The organism is Hydrotalea sp. AMD, assembly GCF_004100315.1.
In the GTDB taxonomy this organism is placed as follows: Bacteria; Bacteroidota; Bacteroidia; order Chitinophagales; family Chitinophagaceae; genus Hydrotalea; species Hydrotalea flava.
In genome coordinates this window covers 38,848-59,772 of the sequence record NZ_SCKY01000020.1, presented here as the reverse complement: position 1 = coordinate 59,772, position 20,925 = coordinate 38,848, and the positions used below count along the sequence as shown (strand labels likewise).

Below are 20,925 nucleotides of genomic sequence, written 5' to 3'. Positions count from 1 at the left end.
AGCACAATACTACGCTTGCAAATATTACATAGCATTGCTTTCACTTTATAATTGCTTTTGTACCTTTCAGTATGCTAATAAAAGTACACCCGGTTAATCCTGATCCGCGGCATCTGAATATCATTAAAGAATGTTTATTAGATGGCGGCGTAATTGTATACCCTACCGATACGATTTATGGGTTGGGTTGTGATATATTTCAGCACAAGGCCATTGAACGCATTGCACGAATAAAGCATATTGACCCGCAAAAGGCGCAACTAAGCTTTGTATGTTACGATTTAAGCGATTTAAGCAAATACACCAAGAGCATTGATACGCCTTTATACCGAATTTTAAAAAAATATTTACCCGGGCCTTATACTTTTATTTTACCGGCCAGTAAACAAGTACCTAAAATTTTACAAAGCAAAAAAAATACCATCGGATTAAGAATACCCAATCACCACATTGCATTATCAATAGTACATCAATTATCGCATCCGCTGCTCAGCGCCTCTTTACCCGGCGAGCAGGTAGAAGAATACACTGACCCGGAACTCATTCACACCAATTTTGAAAAATTAGTAGATATTGTGGTGGATGGAGGTATTGGTGGAATGGTACCCTCAACTGTTATTGATTGCACCCATAGTACTTATGAAATTATTAGAATGGGGGCCGGTGAATGGATGGAGTAAGTTTATGGCGCTATGGCAAAACTTTGCCGATGATACCTGCACAAGCCATATTGCTGAATAGCCATGCGGTGTTCGGCCGTTCCGTAACCTTTATTTTTTTGCCAGTTATAATGTGGAAACTGCTGATGCAACTGTTGCATATAAGCATCGCGATGCGTTTTTGCCAAAATACTGGCTGCTGCAATGGCCGCATATTTACCATCGCCTTTTATAATACAATGATGTGCAATACCCAAATAGGGTTTAAAGCGGTTACCATCTATTAATAAAAGATCAGGTTTTACTGCAAGCCCATCAATTGCCTTATGCATGGCCATATAGGTAGCTTGCAAAATATTGATACGGTCAATTTCTTCATGGCTAACCATGGCAACAGCCCAGGCAATGGCTTGTTGTTCAATGATACAGCGCAATTGATTTCTGTTGGCGGCTGTAACCTGCTTACTGTCGTTTAATAACGGATGATAAAAGCTTGCGGGCAAAATCACTGCAGCCGCACACACCGGCCCTGCATAACAACCCCTGCCAGCTTCATCGCATCCGGCTTCGTATAAACCATTGGGATAAAATGCATTAATTAACATATTGTACGATGGATCCTGAACAAAAATGCGAATCTTTTCACAAAAAATAAATAATTCTGTCCGGGTAATACCTTTGCGGCATTCGCCATTATAAATAAAGCTGTGTATGCAGGAAGAAAAATCGCGTATGCTGGTATCAAACTGGTTATTTCTGGGTGTAGCAATGTTAATTATTCAAGTTATTTTAGGAGGTGTAACCCGATTAACGGGCTCCGGGTTATCCATTACAGAATGGGATCCCATCATGGGCTTCTTGCCCCCATTGAATGAAGGCGGGTGGCAGCATGCTTTTCATCAGTACCAGCAAATTGCTCAGTTCAAATACATGAATTTCGATTTTACACTCAGCGATTTCAAACATATCTTTTTCTGGGAATGGTTTCATCGGCTCTGGGCAAGAAGTATTGGAGTAGTATTTTTAATTCCTTTCGTTTATTTCATCATCAAAAAACATATCAAACCCTGGATGATTCAGCCACTGATTGGTTTGTTTTTATTGGGTGCCATGCAGGGATTAATTGGATGGATTATGGTGAAAAGTGGATTAAACGATGAAAATTTATATGTAAACCATATAAAATTAGCTGTTCATTTTGTTGCAGCGATGGTGTTAATTGCTTATACCCTTTTGTTTGCTTTAATGATACGGGTACCTCAAACCCAAAAAGTTGCCAACCCTTCTCTAAAAAAGTTCACCGTTTTGATTATTGTAGTATTGTTTATACAAATAATGTATGGTGCCTTTATGGCGGGTTTAAAAGCAGCCAGCGCTGCACCTACCTGGCCAACCATTAATGGTATGTGGTTGCCCGATGCATTTTGGAAAGAAAGTATAACTCAAAATTTATTCTTCAATAAAATTACCATCCATTTTATACACCGAACATTAGCGTATATTATTTTAATACTGCTTATTAGCTGGTATCGTAAAGCTTCGCAAGTAAAACAATCAGATTGGTTGAATGTAACCAAAAAACTTTCCATTGCTTTGGTTGCCTTACAAGTATTGTTAGGCATTGCAGCTATTTTAACAAGCCCCGGTATTGTATTAGGCAAATTTGGTTTGTTTGAATGGCTGGCTGAATTACATCAGGTTGTAGGCATGCTGCTTTTATTATCGATGATTACTAATGCATATTTATTGCTGTTTAAAAAAACAAACAACACATAAGATAACAGCTTCAACTATTTTTTATTTTTATTGATTGCAGTTAACTTTATAAGCAATATCCCAATTTATTGCAGCCATATTAGTGTAATGAAAAGATTGCTGCATGGTTGATATGGTTTACAAAGCTTATACACAACCGAATGAAAAAATATTTTTTAGGCTTTTGGTATTCATTACCTGTACAGCTTTTTTTACTGCATTTTAGAAAGTACCAGATTTTGCTGCTATTCTGGTATATTCTTTTTGCTACCATAGCCGGTTATTTCATGGAAAATTTTGGCGCTAACTCACTCTATCTGGCACCTGAATATTTTGATAAAGTAAATCCTGTTAGCGCCGCTATTGTGGGTTTTGCTATTGGCATTTTTATTATGAGCTGGAATATTACTACATTTATTTTAAATGCCCGATATGTTAAATTTTTAGCAACTACAGCCTCTCCATTTTTAAAATATTGCATCAACAATGCTGTGCTGCCATTGCTGTTTTTAGTGTTTTATTTAATTAGAGGATTGCAATATGCCCAACAACAACAACTGCAAAGTTTAGGCGATACGCTATTTACCGTTGCCGGTTTTACCGGTGGTTTATTTTTATCTATTCTGTTTGCATTTGTTTATTTTTTTAGTGCCGACAAAACCATTTATTACACCATTAAAAAAGGTATATCAGATGCCAACAAGCGGTATAATTCTATTATCAACGACAAGCCATTGCCGCAGGCTAAATCAGAAATGCGGGTTGATTGGTTTTTGAGCGCCAGCTTTAAATTACGCAGGCCTCGCGATATTAGGCACTATAATGAATCGTTTTTAGATGATGTATTTTCCAAACACCATATTGCTGCTGTAATTGCCATTCTCATTGCTTTTATTTTTTTAATTATTTTAGGTTTTAGTGCCGATACCCGATTGTTTCAAATACCTGCTGCAGCCAGCATTTCAGTACTATTTGCCGTATTAATTGCTGTTTCGGGAGCAGTGTCGCTTTTTTTTAAAAGCTGGAGTATTCCACTCATTATTATTATTTATTTAATCTTGAATTATTTTTACCAGGCCGGTATTATAGACCCCAGAAACAAAGCTTATGGATTAAATTATGATAATAAAACAGAAAGACCGGTATATGATGCAGTTGCAGTTAAACAATTGGCATCTGATAGTGCAATGCTGACCGATAAAGCATATTATTTATCCATCTTAAATAAATGGAAAGCACGGCAATCTGAGGAAAAACCAATCATGTATATCATCAATACCAGTGGTGGGGGTTTAAGAAGTGCAGTATTTACCATGAACACCTTACAAAAACTAGACAGTGTTTTACAAGGCCATCTTATGCAGCATACTTTATTCATTAACGGAGCTTCCGGCGGATTATTGGGCGCAGCATATTTTAGAGAATTGTATTATCAAAAAATCATCGGCAATAAAAATATTCATTTGCACGATACAAAATATGTAGATGATGTTGCCAAAGATTTATTAAATCCGCTTTTTTCTTCTTTTGTTACACGTGACATTATTGGGCCGGTACAAAAATTTAAATATGAAGGATTTGAATATATTAAAGACCGCGGCTACGCCTTTGAAGAAAAATTGAACGAGAACACACATGGACTGTTAGATAAAAACATTCATGCTTATGCGGCCCCAGAAGCTTCTGCCACTATTCCCATCATGTTCTTTAACTCCACCATCAGCCGCGATGCAAGAAACATGATAGTGGCCACCCACCCTGCCCGATTTTTAATGCGCCCCCTGCCCGATTCTTCGCACCTCACGGCTTACGATTCAGATGCTATTGATTTTAATAGTTTTTTCAAACAGCAAAACAGCGACAGCCTGCGCGTTTTATCGGCACTGAGAATGAATGCAACCTTCCCATTTGTTCTGCCGAATGTATGGTTGCCCTCTCAACCTATTATTGATGTAATGGATGCCGGCCTTCGCGATAATTTTGGACAGGAATTAACACTCCGCTTTTTGAATGTATTTAAAGACTGGTTAAAAGAAAACACCAGAAAGGTGATAATTATACAATTGCGTGATAGAAGTATTGATGATTGGGAAAACCCATACGATAATACCAGTTTGTTAAGCATGCTCACCAAACCTTTGCTATTGCTTCAATACAACTGGTTTAGGCTACAGGATTATTATCAGCACGATGCATTGAATTATTTTGCAGATGGATACGGTTCACATTTTTATACCGTTTCTTTTCAATACCTCGCTTCCAAAAAAGATGCGGCTGCTACATTAAATTTTCACCTCACTGCTGCTGAAAAGAAAAGTGTGATTGATGCTTTTGATAACAAAGTAAACTTGCAGGCACTGCATTTTCTTATGAAAGAAAGCCACGACTTACAATAAATTGCCCACAAAAAACAGCACAAAACTTTATGTTTGTATGCATATTGAAATAATGATTGGGAAGTAGGAAGCTTAATTTTTTTCGGTAGAAACATATTGCAACCAATCTTTTATACCCAGTACAATTTGTCTGGCTACTGCAGTTCGGAAGGCAGGGCTTTTAATTTTAGCCTCATCGCTTTTATTGCTTAAGAAGGCAATTTCAACCAAACAGTTCACAAAATCGGTGGGGGCATTTAAAGCAAAATTAAAACTGCCTACATTGCCAAACTCGTTCATTTTAATAGCGGCAATCCGTTTTAAAATGAATTGGCTGAGTGGTCTGAAACCAATGTGCTTATAATAGGTGCTTGCGCCATTCACACTGGCATCATCTGCCGAATTTAAATGCAGACTAATCAACACATCTGGATTTTTTTGTTGCAAAAACAATACCCTGTCTTTATTATCGAAGGTAGTATCGTTGGTTCTTGTCATCATTACTTTTGCATGTGCCAGTTTTAACTGTTTTCCTAATTCTTTGGCAAATAACAATGTATAATTTTTTTCTACTAACCCATACACATTTCCGCTGGCTCCTTCATTGGTTCCGCCATGCCCGGCATCAACAGCAAAAGTTAAATGCGATAAACCAACGATATTGGGCTGACGTTTAACTTTAATTATCAGTTTATTTCCTTCATACCCAATGGTATAACCCCAATGCTGTGCATGTTGTAACTGTATGGTAACTTCCAGCACATCATTTTCTATTTGATGGTAATATAAATTTTTAATTTCCTTCAGCGATTGCATCTGTGTGATCCAGTTGGTATTGCTTTGCACGCCATACAGATTAATTTTTATGGCAGCAGGATTTACTTCCATGTAGGAAGTATAAGGCACTTTCTCATTTAAATGAATGGTTACGATATCATAACAGCTATCAGTACCCCAGGCTTTCCACGATCCGCTGAGCACGGGTTTAGCTGTTTGCAATGCAGTATCACGTTGTATCATTGCAGTATCAATCAATGCTGTATGAAATTGCGACAATTGTAATTGATAAAATTTTTTAGGCCGGCCAATGATTTTACAAACCACACCGGTATCAATATAGCCCATGACGGCACCTCCTAATCGGTCGGCTCCTTCGCCATACAACAGTGCAGGCAATTTACCTGTGGTTTTGCCCCACCAAATAGAATTTTTTTTAACAATTACATTGGATTGTTCTGCTTTTTGATGATTGGATTGGCTACAGGCAGTAAATACTACAAAGAGAATGGGACAAATCAGGCAATATTTCATCTTACGGTAATTTATAGAAAAGAGAAAACAGTAAAAATTTAGATTTCACGATTTTTTCCGTAAATGAAAATACCAATAATTCAGCATAGAAATGATGGTGTCAGTTCTAGGTTAATCATATCTTCTAAAGTGGCGGGGAAGCCAAAATTCACGGAAGCCCAGAATAAAGGTTACCTGAAGATAATTTTCTTTCACTAAACCGTTAATGGTAGTTCCGCGAACCCCACCTTCTAAATTCACCTGAACAGAAAGTGTACTACGTAAGGCATTAAAGCCGGTACCCAGGGTACCTCCAATATTATCAATTTGCTGTCCGGCTATATTCACATAAGATTTTCCATAGAAAAAGCCGGCCTGAAAAAAGCTTTTCTCTGCAGTAATATCTCTGAATTTTGCTTTTTTGCTGTATTCAAAACCAACATTTACCCGATTGCTGTTTACCAGATTATAAGAAAGCCCGCTGTAATTTAATTTACGCCAATCCTGATAAGTATAATCGGCAGCAAAAGTGTAATCGTCTTTATAAGTAAGGGCAATACCAGCCGTGTACATATCCGGAAGCGTAAAAGTACCAATATTGTATTGCGGATTATCTATTAGTGTTGTGGTGCCATCGGTTACATTCAATGAAGTTAAACTGTTTAATTTGGTTTGCATAGAACCAGATGCACCTAATGCCACTTTCCATTTTTTGCCAATTTTGGTTCGGTATTGCACCCCTAATTTTAAATATGGGTTATTGAGATAGGTATTTTTTGTGGTAACTAGGTTACTATCTAAACCAGTTCCGGAAATTGTTTCTGTTTGGCCCAATTGTCCAAACAAATAAGAGGCTTGTAAGCCAACCGAAAAATGGTCGGAAAATTTATAGCTGTTGGTAATATAAAATAAATTGGTACTTCCAGTTCCAGTATAATAAGCCGGGAAAGTTTGTTGTGTGCCCTGAATTACTTTATTGGAATAAAAAGAGTAGTTAGCGGTACTAAATGGAGTTAACCCAAAGCCGATAGCCCATTTGGGTCTTACTTTTATAGCCATAGCAATTCTCTTAAATTGAATATCAGCACTTTGGTTATTGTTCACCAAATCAATAGGCTGTCCGGTATAAGAAACACCCCTGTAGCGGGCAGCTATTTCAAAATTAAAAAAATGCTCATCCAACATACTTAATGAAGCCGGGTTAGCCATATACATGGTTCTGCCACCAGATAGCGCCACACCTGCATGCCCCATACCGGATGTACGGTCTAAATAACTTTGTTCCAAATCGCCAATACCAATGATAGAGTAAGGAGAATTGTTGTTTTGCGCAACCGCTTTACTACACAAGGTTGTAAAAGTAAAAACAAGTAGTAATATATAAAGGTCAATTTTCTTCATTCTAAACAATTAGTATGATTTTACAGATGCGTAATAAAGGTCTAATTCAATTTGGCAGTTAATATTTGGATAAAACCTATCACCTGCTACTAATCTTGCAAATTGAGATTGAAATGCCGGATTGGGAGGTGTAAGCAATAATCCGGATTGATAATAGGGATATTCAGGATCCGCCAAGATACTTTTAACATAATTGGTTAAATCGTAGGTATAATAACTTTTACCACTAAAATAATCGGTAACCAGATTGCCATACTGCACACCAGCGCCGGCTCCTGGCGTTGCTACCTGTGTTAAATCCTGCCCCAATTGGTTTAAAATGGTGGTGGTGGAAAGCCTTAATTGTGGTGGCAAAAAATATAAAGGACTGTAACTGTTTGCAACCGGACGAATAATGAGCTGCGCTTTTAAGAATTTAGCATAATAAGGCAGTTTTTGTACATCCTGAATATTCGGGAAACGAATTTTTATCATGGTATTGGAAATAGGCTGGGAGAAAGCCATATTACCTGCCTGAGTACTCTTAATAATATTTACTTTTCCGGGTTGATTCAATCCACCCAAATTTTGCAATGCCGTTCCGGTTCTGTCTGCTGTAACATGAATAAAATGCAAGTTTCTGTTCACTAATGGAAAAGCCAATCGGGCACTGTCTTTATTTAAATTCGGATTGTGATAGGCTAAAAACACAGTAGCAGAATCTGCACAGGTATATACTGCATGGCTGTTACTGTTTGAGGCAATACGTAATCCATAAAAATAGCTGAGAAAATTAGAGGTACTCTGTAAATCTAAACTGGCTGTTTTTATTTTATTAAAAAGTTCCTGCCCCATGGCATCATCTAATTTTATATGAATGGAATCATCCACAGTTGGGCGAATATAGGCATCGGTAGTACCTAAGGGTTTTGGAAATACCGCAAAACTGTTTTTACTATATAATATACTACCCGGATCGCCATAAAAGGAGGGCGGGATAATAGGCTCTGAAAGGCGGGATACCTGAATATGAATGGGCTGCGTGGTATCGCCATAAAATGTTTTACGCAGTTTTAAGGTAATATACAACGAATCATAAATGGACTTTACATAATCAGTAGCTTTGGTGGTAGGTGGTGCAATTTCATAAAAAGTTTGCGCATCTAACCTGCCAAAATAAGGGTCGGTATAACCCCCAAAAACAGTAACACCTGTTGAGCCGGTTGAAAAAGAATCGATATATACAGTCGAAATTTCAGTATTAAAAGTATCAGTCATGATAATTTGGGTAAGTGTATTGTCTAATAACTGACTACTAAAATTAATATCTGCCCTTTTGCAGGCATTCAATAAAACAATAGAAGCAAGGGTAAAGAATAAAATAAGTAGTTTCTTAAGCATTATGTATGGTCTTATCTCAATTAAAAAGGGTTTTAGAAACCGGTTTTAGAATACAATATATTATAAGCTGCAACCTGTTATAAAATTGTTAGCAGCATGCATAATTTACAAATATACAGCTACAACATTTGCAAACGTGCTTACAACTCATATAATCAAAACATTTAGAACGCAAGGTTACAAAACATAAGAGCAGCCAAAACAAAAAGACTTGTTAAATCAATTATTTTACACTAAAAAAAGCCCATTCAAAAACTTGACCATACCAGTATTATTCACTTATCTTTGAAAACTTAAAGAAAACCAGTTTTAACTTTTTAAAGTACACTCACCCTTAATTTTAGAAAAAATTAAACGTCAATGAAGCAAATTAAGTATTTCTTTTTCTTACCCGCCAGCTTGGTATTACTGCTTATTTCCTGTGCCAGAACCGTATTAGACCCCACTCAAAGTAGTGGTAACTGGGTATTATCTCCCAACGACTTTGTGGGCGACCAGCGCACTGCTGCCTGTTCCTTTACTGTTGGAAATGTGGCTTATATTGGAACCGGATACAACTTAGCCAAAAACATTAGGTATTCCGATTTATATTCTTTTGATCCTACCAAAGGCGCCAATGGTAGCTGGACGCAATTGGCCAATGCTCCTGCTAATTTTACCCCCAGAAGCAATGCCGTTGCTTTTGCGGTTGGTACCAATGGTTATATTACCACCGGTCAGGATAATTTCAATAACTTTTTAAATGATACCTGGCAATACAATACAACCACCAATACCTGGGCTCAAAAAGCAAGTTTTGCTGGCACCCCCCGTATTGATGCACTGGCCTTTTCAATTGGCAACTTAGGTTATTTATTGTGTGGTTATGATGGTGGCTCTAATAAAAAAGATTCTTGGCAATACAATCCTAACGCTGATTCCTGGACTTTAACTGCTACTCAGTTTACCGGTAGCAAACGCCAGGGCGGTATTGTGTTTGTTTATAAAAACAAGGCTTATATTGTAACCGGAAACAATAATGGAGAAGTGAACGACTTTACTGTATTTGACCCATCCAACACCGCTAACCCATGGAATCAGTTACGCCCCATTACCAATGTAAGTGCTGATACTTATGATGATTTGTATACCAATATTATTCGCGACCACGGTGTAGGATTTGTGTTAGGCGATTCTGCTTACATCACAACCGGACAAAATGGTGGCTATAACATTAGTACCTGGGGTTATGATTTTGTAAACGATTTATGGTTCCAAAAAACCAATTTTGAAAGAGCTGGTCGTTCAGGCGCCATCGGTTTTTCTGTTGCAGGTAGGGCTTTTGTTACCACAGGTTCAGGTGGTTCAGCTTATTATGACGACTTAAACGAATGGTTACCTTATCAACCTTATAACCCAAATGATTAAAAAGTATTGGGTATATATTTTATTTGGGATAGCTGTTTTTCTTTTTGTGGTAACAGGCATCTTGGAAAAAAACAAAAAATCTAAAGTGCCCCAAATAACCTATAAAACTTATTACTCAGATAGTTTGCAGTGGGGCTATGATATTTTTGTGAACAATGAATTGCGCTTTCACCAAAATATTATACCCGGCGCATCGGGAAGAAAAGGCTTTATTTCTGAAGAACAGGCAGCAACCATTGCCCGTTTGGTAATTGATAAAATGAAACACCATCAGGCTCATTTTCCTACTGTAACCAATGCTGAATTAGACAGTTGCGGCATAACCAGATAAAACGTTTCAATTTTGTATATAAAAAAAACCCGGCAAATGAACAATGCCGGGTTTTTTATTTGTTTACTCTTTATATCTATAGCAACAATTTTGTTGTATTTATCTGCTAAAATGGATATTGATTGGCTGCTATCATGGTTTTTGCAATTGTTCTTCTGGCGGCTTTTGTATTAAAAGGCTCCACTTTTGTAAACCTTTTTAAACCTATGTGCATCATGCGTAATTCATCGCCCTCTGCAAAACTATTCAGCGCATCTTTGCCCGATTTATTGATACGTTCAGCCGCATCATACAAATAAGTACGCACCATATCTGCCTGCAAACTTACAGCAGTTTCGCCTTTTGTTTGCGCCAGTTTTATTAAACGAAGCAGGGCACTTTCTACATGATACACTTCAATAGCCATATCCGCAATATTCATCAACAGCTCCTGTTCTTTTTCTAATTGCATCATTAACTTTTGAACAGCAGCACCGGCAACTAACAGTATGGCCTTTTTAAAATTAGCTACATACTTTAATTCTTTGGTAAATAAACCTTCTGTTTCAGATCCAAAATCAGGAATACTCATCAATTCTTTAGAAACAGCCATTGCCGGCCCCATTAAATCTAATTTACCTTTCATGGCACGTTTCAGCATCATATCTACTGTAAGCAACCGGTTTATTTCGTTTGTACCTTCATAAATACGATTAATCCGAGAATCGCGATAAGCTTTACTGATAATGTATTCATCACTAAAACCATTACCGCCATGTATTTGCACCCCTTCATCTACTACATAATCCAGCAACTCACTACCAAATACTTTCAGCATGGCACATTCAATGGCAAATTCTTCTGCTGCGCCTAGTAAAGATGTATCAAACCCGGCACCACTTTGCATTAATTCTGCTTCTTTTAAATCAATCCATTTGGCGGTTCTATATAAAGCTGATTCTGCTACCCAAATACGGGTACACATTTCGGCCAATTTATGCTGAATGGCACCAAAGCTGGCAATAGGCACTTTAAACTGTTCGCGGGTATTGGCATATTGTACAGAAATACCGGCTGCTTTTTTACTGGCACCTAAAGCTGCAGCATCTAATTTTAAACGGCCAATATTTAAAATATTGAAAGCAATAATATGGCCACGGCCAACTTCGCCCAATACATTTTCTACCGGCACTTTACAATCTTGAAAATACAATTGAACGGTAGATGATCCTTTAATCCCCATTTTATGTTCTTCCGGACCTTGTGTAAAGCCTTCAAAACCTCGTTCTACAATAAAAGCCGTAAACTTATCGCCATCAATTTTGGCAAAAACAGTATACACATCTGCAAAACCACCGTTGGTAATCCAGCATTTCTGGCCGTTTAATAAATAATATTTCCCATCACTGCTTAATGTGGCCGTTGTTTTGGCACTCAAAGCATCACTACCACTGTTGGGTTCTGTAAGACCATAAGCGCCCTTCCATTCACCGGATGCTAATTTGGGAATGTATTTTTGTTTTTGCGCCGGTGTGCCGAAATATAAAATGGGTAATGAACCAATGCCTGTATGGGCTGCAATTGCCACTGAAAATGAAAAGCCGCCACCCAATCCTTCATTCACGATTGTGGCGGTAATAAAATCTTTCCCCAATCCGCCAAATTCTTCGGGGAATGAGGTGGAGAGTAATCCCTGTTCTCCCGCTTTTTGCAAAAGCGAAGGCATTAATCCGGGCTCTAATTGATCAATACGATCAATAATCGGTTCAATTTCTGTAGCAATGAATTGATGGCACATATCCATCACCATTTGCTGTTCTTCATTAAAATCTTCAGGAATAAAGGTTTGTTGTGGATCGCTTTCTTCGATTAACCACTCGCCGCCTTTCAGCAGCGTTGTTATTGTATCGGTTGACATATCAGTAAATTTTATTATTGAATTATGAAAATATCTGTAAAAACTGCCGGCTATTTTAAATTATCGTACACCTGCTGCAACACTTTTTTTACAATTTCAACATCTTGTTTTGCAATACCCGTTAGTGCCTCTTCCATGGTTTGATTGGCTAATTGCAAGGTAAGTTCCTGTAATCCTCTTGCAGATTCAGTTAAACAAACCAGATTAATTCTTCTGTCGGTCGGTGATGGATGGCGATTTACCAATCCCTGTTTTTCTAAATTATCTATTAGCCGGGTAATGCTGGGCTTATCTCTAAAAGTTCTATTGCACAATTCCTGCTGGCTCAAACAGTCTTCTTTCCATAAATGGTACAAAATACTCCACTGCTCAATGGTAATTTCCAATCCTGCCTGTCTGAAATTTTTTTGCAATCGCCTTGCAACTGCAATTGATGCCATGCCATTGATTACACTGTATAATTCGCCTCGCTTAAATTGGTTGTTTGGCATATAGTTAGTTATGCAACTATTTTCAAAATTGGTGTATCTTTATCAAATTACCAAGTAATATTTCCGAAATTTTTGTAAGTTTTAAAACTATAATGGCAGTGCTTCAAGAAAAATTACCCTTTCGAAACTCGTATGTTCAATATTACAGAATAGGGAATGGACCCACTTTGATTATTGCCCTACATGGGTATGGAGAAGATGGTCGTAGCTTTTCTTTTTTAGAAAACAAGCTGTGCACCAATTATACCATTATTGCCATTGATTTGCCTTTTCATGGCGGAACAGTTTGGCGGGAAGGTTTTCATTTTACAGCAACTGACTTATGGCAAATAATTACAACCATTGCAAATGGATATACACAACCGCTCATTATTTTGGGTTATAGTATGGGTGGTAGAATGGCTCTGCAGCTATTGCAATATTTTCCCGAACAAATACAAAAAACTATTTTAATTGCACCAGATGGCTTACACCATAACAAATGGCATTATCTGTCTACTCAAACCCGTGTAGGTAATCGATTATTTAAATGGGCCATGCAACATCCCAAACCGCTTTTTGTATGTATGGAGGCCTCTTGTAAAATTGGTTTATTCAATAAAAGCGTATTCAATTTTGCACATTTTTATTTAGACGATGCCAACGCCAGAAAATTACTGTATGAAAGATGGACAACGCTGCGAAAATTTCAACCCAATCACAAAATTTTAAAACAAAATATCCGCAAATATTATGTTCCAATACATTTAATTTTTGGTCAATTTGATCGTGTAATCACGCCAAAATATGGTTTTCAGTTTAAAAAAGGAATAGCATCATGGGTAAGTATTGATATCATTGCTGCAGGGCATCAGTTATTAAAAGAAAAAAATGCAGCTGTAATTGCCGCAGCCATTTCTAAGTAATATTGTTTCTTTGCAATACCATGTTCATTCCATTCATTCTGATTATTGCAATTTTATTAACCCTATTTTATGTATGGCTGATTTTGTTGTACAGAAGATGGTTTGTGCGGTTAAAACCTTTTGTTGATGCAATTGAAACACAGCCTGCTGTTTCTTTCAGCATCATAATACCTGCCAGAAATGAAGCGGCCAATATTGGTGCATGTTTAAAAAGTATTACTGCACAAAATTACCCTTCACATTTAATAGAAATTATTGTAATTGATGATTACTCCACCGATAACACTGCAGCTATTGTACAGCAATGGCAACAACAATATACCAATATTCAATTAATAGATTTATCGAAAGAAAGCAGAGATGCTACTACCAATTCTTATAAAAAATGGGCTATTGAAAGAGCCATTCATTATGCCCGTAGCGAATGGATAGTTACAACAGATGCCGATTGTGTAGCGGGGAAAAACTGGATCAGCAGTTTTGCAAAATGTATTGAAAAAGAACAACCCATATTGATTGCCGCACCGGTAAGATTTATTTATTATCCTACATTGTTAGGCGCTTTTCAATATTTAGATTTTTTAAGTCTGCAGGGTATTACTGCCGCTTCTGTTTCTGCAGGGTGGCACAGCATGTGCAACGGTGCTAATCTGGCTTATCAAAAAGCAGCTTTTTTTTCTGTGAATGGGTTTACCGGCATTAATCATATTGCCAGCGGCGATGATATGCTGCTCATGAATAAAATAAAGCAACAATATCCGGGAAAAACAACTTACTTATTTCATCCTAACGCCATTGTATTAACGCAACCTGTTTTTAGCTGGTATGAATTGCTTCATCAACGCATCAGATGGGCCAGTAAGGCGGATAAGTATGAGGACAAAAGTATTTTTGGGGTATTGCTATTTGTTTATCTGTATAATTTGGTTTTATTCATAATGCCTTTTCTTGCATTTTTTGATTGGCGGATACTAATATATTGGATGTTACTGCTTTTGATTAAAACCCTTACTGAACTCAGATTTATGAAACCGGTTAGTCGTTTTTTTGGTGAAAACCATTTGCATTGGTTCCCATTTTTACAACCCATTCATATAGCCTATACCGTTATAGTAGGCTGGTTGGGAAAATTCGGGCATTATCAATGGAAAGGAAGAAGGGTAGTGTAATGCTTTACCTTCCGTAGTTCATTCAGGCAATCTTTTTTTCCGGAAATCCAACATACAATAACAGGCAAATAAATGTTAGCAACACAAAAGGCAGCAAAACAATATTTTTAAACACATGTAGCATACAATTATATTTTAATAATGATAAAATGAGTTTAAATATGACATTAAGGGCTTTCTCTACAATTATGACCTGCAAAAACTAAAAATGTTTAACTTTCATTTTTTTGTTTTTTAAATTTCAGACAGATTTCTGCAAATGCCTGCTCAATTCGGTAAACACATAAAAAATTTCGGCAAACTGATTTTTCAAAATAAAAGTCTTGCTGTAGGTATTGGCATTGTTACAATGGCCATATTCATTGCGCTATTTGCATATATTATTGCACCCGATACCACTACCAATGCCAACCGAATGATCCCCGAAATTGGCAGTAAACCACCGGGTTTTAGTATTTCGTTACTTCGCATGCCTACAGATACTATACCACTAAATGGAGAGAAAGGCATTTTGCACTTTTTTCATGTTTTATACAATGGCAAGCCCGATCGGTATCGTTACATCCCTGTTACTGCTTATTATCTGCATCATGACACTGTTTTTGCAAAAAAATATATTGATGATGGCATTACCGCTTCAATTCAAGTGCCACTTAAAACCTTAGGGCAACCATTTGCTATGCACCGGCATTTTTATCTTGGTACTGATACATTTGGGCGTGATATTTTAAGCAGACTCCTAATTGGAACCCGTATTAGTTTAGCAGTGGGATTCATTGCAGTAGCCATATCACTCACTATTGGCATTGTTTTAGGCTTATTTGCGGGTTATTTTGGTGGAAAAACAGATGCCATTATTATGTGGTGTATTAATGTAATTTGGAGTATTCCAACTTTATTACTGGTTTTTGCAGTAACCCTTTTATTGGGTAAGGGTTTTTGGCAGGTTTTTATAGCAGTGGGACTGACCATGTGGGTAAATGTTGCCCGTATGGTTCGGGGGCAGACCCTTGCCGCCAAAACATTGGATTATGTAACTGCAGCAAAGGTTTTAGGGTTTGGCAACCTTCGTATTCTCTTCAAACATATTTTGCCCAATATTGCAGCGCCAGTTATAGTTATTGCAGCCAATAATTTTGCAGGCGCCATTGTAATTGAGGCAGGACTAAGTTTTTTAGGAATCGGTGTTCAACCACCGCAACCCAGTTGGGGATTGATGATTAAAGAAAACTATAATTTTATCATTACACATCAGCCTGTATTGGCATTGGCACCGGGTATTGCCATTATGCTGTTGGTGGTAGGCTTTAATTTATTGGGGAACGGATTAAGTGATATACTCAATATTCCAGGCTCATTTAAACCCGGCAATTGATTGTTGTTCAATTTTTAAGCGATGAGATAATACAATGAGTATACCGGCAGAAAGCCAGAAAAGACTTCCAATTTTATCGGTTTCAATTAAATCACTCAAAAAATTCAAAGTGCCAACCATAGCTACAACAGCACCGGTTGTTAATGCAACCATAGCATAAAAGCGACCTTGTAAATGGTGGAATAAATATTGTGCATAGCCCAACATGGCGATAAATAAAGTACAAAAGAATAGTAAACCCGGTAAGCCCTGCTCTAAAGCTGTTAACAAAAAATAATTATGAACCGATGAATGATCAGGATTGCTGCTCACCCAGGTTTTAAATCCACTATTGGTATAAGCTTTATAATAATTATAAAAATTATTAGGTCCAAAGCCGGTAACAGGTTTATCAATCACCATGTTTACCCCTGCCACCCAACGGTAAATACGTTCCGCATTCGATACATCCTTCATGGCAACAGTGGCTTCCAAATGGTCTTTAAAATTAGTGTGGAAAATAGTATGCTGAAAATCGGGCTCCAACTTTAAATACTTATTTTGCTGCACAAGCCCATATACAATCAGACTTATCAAAACAAAACTACCAATAACAAATTGCCACAGCCATTTTTTATATAAAATAAAAGCAATGCCCATCCCCACAATCAATGCCAGCCAGGCACCTCTTGAATACGACAATATTAATCCGGCAATAAAAACCATCATTATACCATATAACCATTTCCTGGATGAATGAGTGGAAGGGGTAAGCACCAACATGGCAACTAACATAGCCAAAACACACACCAACATGGCAGAGTAATTAACATGATTACGAAAAAAAGGAGACAGTGTTTTTTTTATGCCTTCAAATGAAAAATGATAGAACGTATGGCGAACCAGCGCCTGCACAACCACCAATAACATAGGCACAATGAAACATAAAGCCAATGTTTTAAAATCTTTCTGCGATTGTATAAGCAGCGCAGGTAGCAACACAAAAGGAACAATAAACCAGCTTTTAGCCAATAAGAATTTTATGGAAAGAATGGGGTTTTCAGAATAGATACAAGTAATCGCTACCCAAATGATATGTAATACAATTAAAAAAAACAAAGGGTGTTTTAAAACATAAGAAGGAATGAATTCAGGTTTTAGCAGCCATTTTAAAAAAAACAAGCCCGTTAGCAGCATCATAATAGCTTCATCCGGGAAATTGAGTGATAGCGTATCAGTTACCTGCCATTCGGTAGAAAGGGGTAATGCACACAGTAAAATCCAAAATAAATAGGAAGTATAGTGTACTGTTCCATTATAAAGCAGAGGAAGGAATATCCCTATAAATGGCAATGCAAAAAACAAAGGTTGATGGAGTACAATGCCTAACACAATAGCCATCATCAAAACTATGGCTGCGGTTAAAAATGGTTTTTTATAAAAAAAATGAATAATGCGCATTAAGTTGGCCGGTTACGATTATATATTAAGACAGCACAAGCCGCAAAAACAAAGCTAATGATACCTACTGCTATCATTACCAGTATTGGCTTGGGTTGATCGGGCTTTACAGCAGGGGCAGCACTTTCTACGATATATAATCCTGCAGGCACGTTTTGTATGGCTAATTGTAAATCTGCCATATTTTTCCGGTATTGCCCCAATTGCTGAAGATCCTGTATTTTTTGTGTTTGCAAAATCATTGTATTAACATTTGTGCTTCCTGATACGGACAACTGTTGTTCAGTTTCATTTATTTTTTGCTGCAATAATTGTATTTGATTTTGCAAGGTTTGCATTGCATTTTGATAGTTCCGCATCCATAGGCTTTCTTCTGAATTTTTCAAAACTGTTACAGCCCCATTGGCCATTTGGGCAGCCAATACAGGATCTTTATCCCACACACTAATGGACAATTGATTGTTTTCAGTTTTTTTAAATTGCAAATTTTCCCGAAGCGCCTTCATGGCCTTCCAACGGTTCAACGCAGCATTCGTTCCTGTAATAGCGTAGTTATTCACTAAATGAAAACTATCTGTTAACTGATAGTACAGCGTATCTAAGCGTGTCATCCCAAACAATAAATCCAAATCATCTCCATTGCCAAAATAGGAATAGAGCCTTTGTAAGTTATTATAAGCTGCCAACTCCTTATCTGCCAACTCAGGATTTGAAGGCAATACATAAGCGGTTGACTTATAATATCTGGGAACAAAAAAAAGCGTAATAGCGGCAATTACGCAGGCAACCACAACTACCCCAATAATTTTTCTTCGGTGTTGCTGAAGTGTATGCAACACATCTGATAAATTCAATGCAGTGGGCATAAAAAATTGGTTAGAAGATTAACGAATTGATGATTTTAATCCTGCTGATCAACCACCACATTTCTGCTAAAACTTTCTTCCAGCGAAATAAAGGTTTCTGTTCGTTCAATACCCTTAATGTTTTGTAATTTATCGTGTAAAACAAAACGAAGTTGCTGAATATCTTTCGTAACAATTTCAGCAAACATGCTGTAATTGCCTGTTGTGTAATTCAGGCGTACAATTTCCGGAATAGATTTTAGTTCGCTGGCAACCGTATCATATAAAGAGCTTTTTTCTAAATAAATGCCAATAAACGCAATCACATCATAGCCCAGCGCTTTTAAATCTACTGCCAATTTTCGGCCTTTTACTATTTTTTGTTCCTCTAATTTTTTAATGCGAACATGTATGGTGCCGCCCGACACAAACAATTGCTTACCTAAATCGGCATAAGAAATTTCGGCATCTTCCATCATGGCCTGAATAATTTGCAAATCCAGTTTGTCAAGATTTAATTTAAGGCTCATATTGCAGTTTATTTTTAAATAAATTTAATTAAATTATAAAAATAATGAACAATTTCTAAATTTTTAAAAAAATTATTGATTTATTTTTAAATAATGTTACATAATGTTTAATATTGTGCTGTCATAATAAAAAACAGCTCTTTATACTGTGGGGTGATGAAACATTTGGCAGACATGCCCTCTCGTCTCGGGGGTGAGGACAAAAGGATAAACGTAGCATAGAGCCTTTCGCAAGAAAGACCGGGGTTGACCACCGGACTTTGTGTTACAGCTAACTTCCTCGTGTAGGTTCGACTCCTACCCCTACAGCTCTCTCTAATTCTCATGTGCATTTGGGCCTTCGGAGTTTTTACTTTGAAGGCTTTTTTGTTGCACCAAGTCTATCCGTTTTATTTACGTTCTATGTCTGCATTGCTTTTTACCCGCAGTGCTTCATAGACAAACATACATGCTTTTAATAAACTGTGGTCAAAATTTTCTATTTGTTGAAAAGCAGGTACTTTAAAGGGTGGTATTGCCCTTGTATTTTGTATTTGCAATCGCTTTAATAAATTGCTGAAAATATCAGCACCTTTTGTTCCTAAATCTTCATAACAAATACAAATACAGTTAGCCTCATTGAATGCCAGAATTTTTTCATAATAATTTTTCCAACATTGTAACCAATAGTTTATTTCATTAATGGAAAACTGTTGCAAAATGGCTTCATCTTCCTGCTTCCAAATAAAAGGTTTGTGCCCCAAGCCAAACTCAAAATGCCCCAACCAATTCATGTATTTTAATACAAACGGATTGTTTTTTTGCATGCTGGAAAAATGTTTGTGCTGTTTCATTAATGAATAAGCATGCTGCAGTGGATGCCGAAAAGGTATGATAAAAACAGCCTGAGGCAGTTGTTGCATAAGTTGTGGGAACCTTAATATATTATTATTATTTTTAGACAAATAACGTATCCCTCCGGTTGAATTTTCAGCACTTGCTACCGTATGCTGCATAAAAAGCTGAAACTTTTGGATTACCTCATTTGAAAGTTTGTGGGGAATAACACTGCTTGTTTTAATATAATCATCTGCACAAAAACATCGCCAAAATATTTCTTCAAATGCCTCCGGACTATCAAAATTCACCATAATTCCATCGGCATGTGCACGCTCTTTTTCTTCTGGCTTAGTGATTGTTTTTCCCCTAAATTTTTTCCAAATGCCGGGCATTAAAACAAAAGGCATATCGCGGTAAGTAATACATCGGAATGCCCCGGTTTCATAAAGTGTACGCATTATAATGGTAGTTCCGCTTCTGGCTAAACCACTCACAAAAACAGGAGAACCTATAGCTACAGGTTTATTTTTTTGTAAAGCAGTTTCCATATCAAAACTAAATTCTAAAACACTTCTGTTGCCCAAAGCAATGGAATGCAGCATTTTAGATAATAATGAGTAATCAAATTCGCTCATATATTTTTTTCACAATAAAATATACAATAAATGTAAAAACTGAAAGCCAAAAAACACGCCATGTAAGCAGGTATTGAAATAAATATGAATTACGCCAGTATAAAAAACTTAGGCAGAATACGATTAATAAAAATATAGTTATTACAATTATTAATAATTCAATCAAACGCAAACTATTATTGAGCAAAAGGATAGAATAACCTAATATAAATTTTTCTTTG

The 20,925-nt window shown here is 36.9% G+C and carries 18 protein-coding genes; 8 read left to right on the top strand and 10 right to left on the bottom strand.

Annotation, left to right across the window (positions count from 1 at the left end; translation table 11 throughout):
* Positions 1 to 71: 71 nt before the first annotated feature.
* Positions 72 to 680 (top strand): L-threonylcarbamoyladenylate synthase, encoded by a 609-nt coding sequence (locus tag EO766_RS13955; protein WP_074418924.1) that lies wholly within the window; start codon positions 72 to 74, stop codon positions 678 to 680.
* Between the two features lie 2 nt (positions 681 to 682).
* On the opposite strand, the gene rnhB is transcribed toward EO766_RS13955, so the two are convergent.
* A complete protein-coding gene (rnhB, locus tag EO766_RS13950) occupies positions 683 to 1,264 on the bottom strand; it encodes a ribonuclease HII (protein WP_074418925.1) in 582 nt (193 codons plus the stop codon).
* Between the two features lie 106 nt (positions 1,265 to 1,370).
* Between rnhB and EO766_RS13945 the strand changes: the two genes are divergently transcribed.
* Both EO766_RS13945 and EO766_RS13940 read left to right on the top strand, forming a co-directional pair.
* Positions 1,371 to 2,435 (top strand): COX15/CtaA family protein, encoded by a 1,065-nt coding sequence (locus tag EO766_RS13945; protein ID WP_074418926.1) that lies wholly within the window; start codon positions 1,371 to 1,373, stop codon positions 2,433 to 2,435.
* Positions 2,436 to 2,575: 140 nt separating this feature from the next.
* Positions 2,576 to 4,810 (top strand): hypothetical protein, encoded by a 2,235-nt coding sequence (locus tag EO766_RS13940; protein ID WP_074418927.1) that lies wholly within the window; start codon positions 2,576 to 2,578, stop codon positions 4,808 to 4,810.
* A 72-nt stretch (positions 4,811 to 4,882) separates the two neighbouring features.
* Here the strand turns inward: EO766_RS13940 and EO766_RS13935 are convergent, their stop codons facing one another.
* From EO766_RS13935 to EO766_RS13925, 3 genes are all read right to left on the bottom strand, one after another.
* Positions 4,883 to 6,100: an N-acetylmuramoyl-L-alanine amidase family protein gene (locus tag EO766_RS13935; protein WP_074418928.1), complete on the bottom strand. Its 1,218-nt coding sequence runs from the start codon at positions 6,098 to 6,100 to the stop codon at positions 4,883 to 4,885.
* A gap of 111 nt (positions 6,101 to 6,211) precedes the next feature.
* A complete protein-coding gene (gene bamG, locus EO766_RS13930) occupies positions 6,212 to 7,480 on the bottom strand; it encodes a BamG family beta-barrel-assembly machinery protein (protein WP_074418929.1) in 1,269 nt (422 codons plus the stop codon).
* A gap of 9 nt (positions 7,481 to 7,489) precedes the next feature.
* Positions 7,490 to 8,860 carry a DUF4270 family protein gene (locus tag EO766_RS13925; protein WP_074418930.1) on the bottom strand — a complete coding sequence of 457 codons (1,371 nt, stop codon included), beginning with the start codon at positions 8,858 to 8,860 and terminating at the stop codon, positions 7,490 to 7,492.
* Between the two features lie 360 nt (positions 8,861 to 9,220).
* Here EO766_RS13925 and EO766_RS13920 point away from each other — a divergent pair, with 360 nt between their 5' ends.
* Together EO766_RS13920 and EO766_RS13915 are read left to right on the top strand one after the other, a co-directional pair.
* Complete coding sequence (locus EO766_RS13920) at positions 9,221 to 10,267, top strand: Kelch repeat-containing protein (RefSeq protein ID WP_074418931.1); 1,047 nt, start codon at positions 9,221 to 9,223, stop codon at positions 10,265 to 10,267.
* Complete coding sequence (locus EO766_RS13915) at positions 10,260 to 10,598, top strand: DUF4907 domain-containing protein (protein ID WP_074418932.1); 339 nt, start codon at positions 10,260 to 10,262, stop codon at positions 10,596 to 10,598. The genes EO766_RS13920 and EO766_RS13915 overlap by 8 nt, the downstream gene beginning before the upstream one ends.
* 106 nt (positions 10,599 to 10,704) lie before the next feature.
* Here the strand turns inward: EO766_RS13915 and EO766_RS13910 are convergent, their stop codons facing one another.
* Together EO766_RS13910 and EO766_RS13905 are read right to left on the bottom strand one after the other, a co-directional pair.
* Complete coding sequence (locus tag EO766_RS13910; RefSeq protein ID WP_074418933.1) at positions 10,705 to 12,495, bottom strand: acyl-CoA dehydrogenase FadE; 1,791 nt, start codon at positions 12,493 to 12,495, stop codon at positions 10,705 to 10,707.
* Between the two features lie 50 nt (positions 12,496 to 12,545).
* Positions 12,546 to 12,986 carry a MarR family winged helix-turn-helix transcriptional regulator gene (locus tag EO766_RS13905; RefSeq protein WP_074418934.1) on the bottom strand — a complete coding sequence of 147 codons (441 nt, stop codon included), beginning with the start codon at positions 12,984 to 12,986 and terminating at the stop codon, positions 12,546 to 12,548.
* Between the two features lie 92 nt (positions 12,987 to 13,078).
* Between EO766_RS13905 and EO766_RS13900 the strand changes: the two genes are divergently transcribed.
* From EO766_RS13900 to EO766_RS13890, 3 genes are all read left to right on the top strand, one after another.
* Positions 13,079 to 13,891, top strand: coding sequence for an alpha/beta fold hydrolase (locus EO766_RS13900; protein ID WP_074418935.1), 813 nt, complete (start codon positions 13,079 to 13,081; stop codon positions 13,889 to 13,891).
* A gap of 20 nt (positions 13,892 to 13,911) precedes the next feature.
* Entirely contained in the window at positions 13,912 to 15,060 is a 1,149-nt protein-coding gene (locus tag EO766_RS13895; RefSeq protein WP_074418936.1) for a glycosyltransferase, read from the top strand.
* Between the two features lie 259 nt (positions 15,061 to 15,319).
* Entirely contained in the window at positions 15,320 to 16,435 is a 1,116-nt protein-coding gene (locus tag EO766_RS13890) for an ABC transporter permease (RefSeq protein ID WP_074418937.1), read from the top strand.
* Here EO766_RS13890 and EO766_RS13885 read toward each other — a convergent pair.
* From EO766_RS13885 to EO766_RS13870, 4 genes are all read right to left on the bottom strand, one after another.
* Positions 16,415 to 17,875, bottom strand: a complete 1,461-nt coding sequence (locus EO766_RS13885; protein ID WP_074418938.1) for an O-antigen ligase family protein — start codon at positions 17,873 to 17,875, stop codon at positions 16,415 to 16,417. The two genes, EO766_RS13890 and EO766_RS13885, sit on opposite strands and share 21 nt — an antisense overlap.
* Complete coding sequence (locus EO766_RS13880; protein WP_074418939.1) at positions 17,875 to 18,741, bottom strand: Wzz/FepE/Etk N-terminal domain-containing protein; 867 nt, start codon at positions 18,739 to 18,741, stop codon at positions 17,875 to 17,877. Before EO766_RS13880 ends, EO766_RS13885 begins: the two co-directional genes overlap by 1 nt.
* A gap of 35 nt (positions 18,742 to 18,776) precedes the next feature.
* The gene (locus tag EO766_RS13875) at positions 18,777 to 19,250 is read right to left on the bottom strand and encodes an Lrp/AsnC ligand binding domain-containing protein (RefSeq protein WP_074418940.1); all 474 of its coding nucleotides are present in this window, start codon (positions 19,248 to 19,250) and stop codon (positions 18,777 to 18,779) included.
* 389 nt (positions 19,251 to 19,639) lie between these two features.
* Positions 19,640 to 20,704 (bottom strand): sulfotransferase, encoded by a 1,065-nt coding sequence (locus tag EO766_RS13870; RefSeq protein WP_074418941.1) that lies wholly within the window; start codon positions 20,702 to 20,704, stop codon positions 19,640 to 19,642.
* Positions 20,705 to 20,925: the final 221 nt, after the last annotated feature.

Excerpts from the sequence above, each read along its gene's own strand:
- EO766_RS13955 (WP_074418924.1), top strand. The coding sequence starts at position 72 with ATGCTAATAAAAGTACACCCGGTTAATCCTGATCCGCGGCATCTGAAT.
- rnhB (WP_074418925.1), bottom strand. The coding sequence starts at position 1,264 with ATGTTAATTAATGCATTTTATCCCAATGGTTTATACGAAGCCGGATGC.
- EO766_RS13945 (WP_074418926.1), top strand. The coding sequence starts at position 1,371 with ATGCAGGAAGAAAAATCGCGTATGCTGGTATCAAACTGGTTATTTCTG.
- EO766_RS13940 (WP_074418927.1), top strand. The coding sequence starts at position 2,576 with ATGAAAAAATATTTTTTAGGCTTTTGGTATTCATTACCTGTACAGCTT.
- EO766_RS13935 (WP_074418928.1), bottom strand. The coding sequence starts at position 6,100 with ATGAAATATTGCCTGATTTGTCCCATTCTCTTTGTAGTATTTACTGCC.
- bamG (WP_074418929.1), bottom strand. The coding sequence starts at position 7,480 with ATGAAGAAAATTGACCTTTATATATTACTACTTGTTTTTACTTTTACA.
- EO766_RS13925 (WP_074418930.1), bottom strand. The coding sequence starts at position 8,860 with ATGCTTAAGAAACTACTTATTTTATTCTTTACCCTTGCTTCTATTGTT.
- EO766_RS13920 (WP_074418931.1), top strand. The coding sequence starts at position 9,221 with ATGAAGCAAATTAAGTATTTCTTTTTCTTACCCGCCAGCTTGGTATTA.
- EO766_RS13915 (WP_074418932.1), top strand. The coding sequence starts at position 10,260 with ATGATTAAAAAGTATTGGGTATATATTTTATTTGGGATAGCTGTTTTT.
- EO766_RS13910 (WP_074418933.1), bottom strand. The coding sequence starts at position 12,495 with ATGTCAACCGATACAATAACAACGCTGCTGAAAGGCGGCGAGTGGTTA.
- EO766_RS13905 (WP_074418934.1), bottom strand. The coding sequence starts at position 12,986 with ATGCCAAACAACCAATTTAAGCGAGGCGAATTATACAGTGTAATCAAT.
- EO766_RS13900 (WP_074418935.1), top strand. The coding sequence starts at position 13,079 with ATGGCAGTGCTTCAAGAAAAATTACCCTTTCGAAACTCGTATGTTCAA.
- EO766_RS13895 (WP_074418936.1), top strand. The coding sequence starts at position 13,912 with ATGTTCATTCCATTCATTCTGATTATTGCAATTTTATTAACCCTATTT.
- EO766_RS13890 (WP_074418937.1), top strand. The coding sequence starts at position 15,320 with ATGCCTGCTCAATTCGGTAAACACATAAAAAATTTCGGCAAACTGATT.
- EO766_RS13885 (WP_074418938.1), bottom strand. The coding sequence starts at position 17,875 with ATGCGCATTATTCATTTTTTTTATAAAAAACCATTTTTAACCGCAGCC.
- EO766_RS13880 (WP_074418939.1), bottom strand. The coding sequence starts at position 18,741 with ATGCCCACTGCATTGAATTTATCAGATGTGTTGCATACACTTCAGCAA.
- EO766_RS13875 (WP_074418940.1), bottom strand. The coding sequence starts at position 19,250 with ATGAGCCTTAAATTAAATCTTGACAAACTGGATTTGCAAATTATTCAG.
- EO766_RS13870 (WP_074418941.1), bottom strand. The coding sequence starts at position 20,704 with ATGAGCGAATTTGATTACTCATTATTATCTAAAATGCTGCATTCCATT.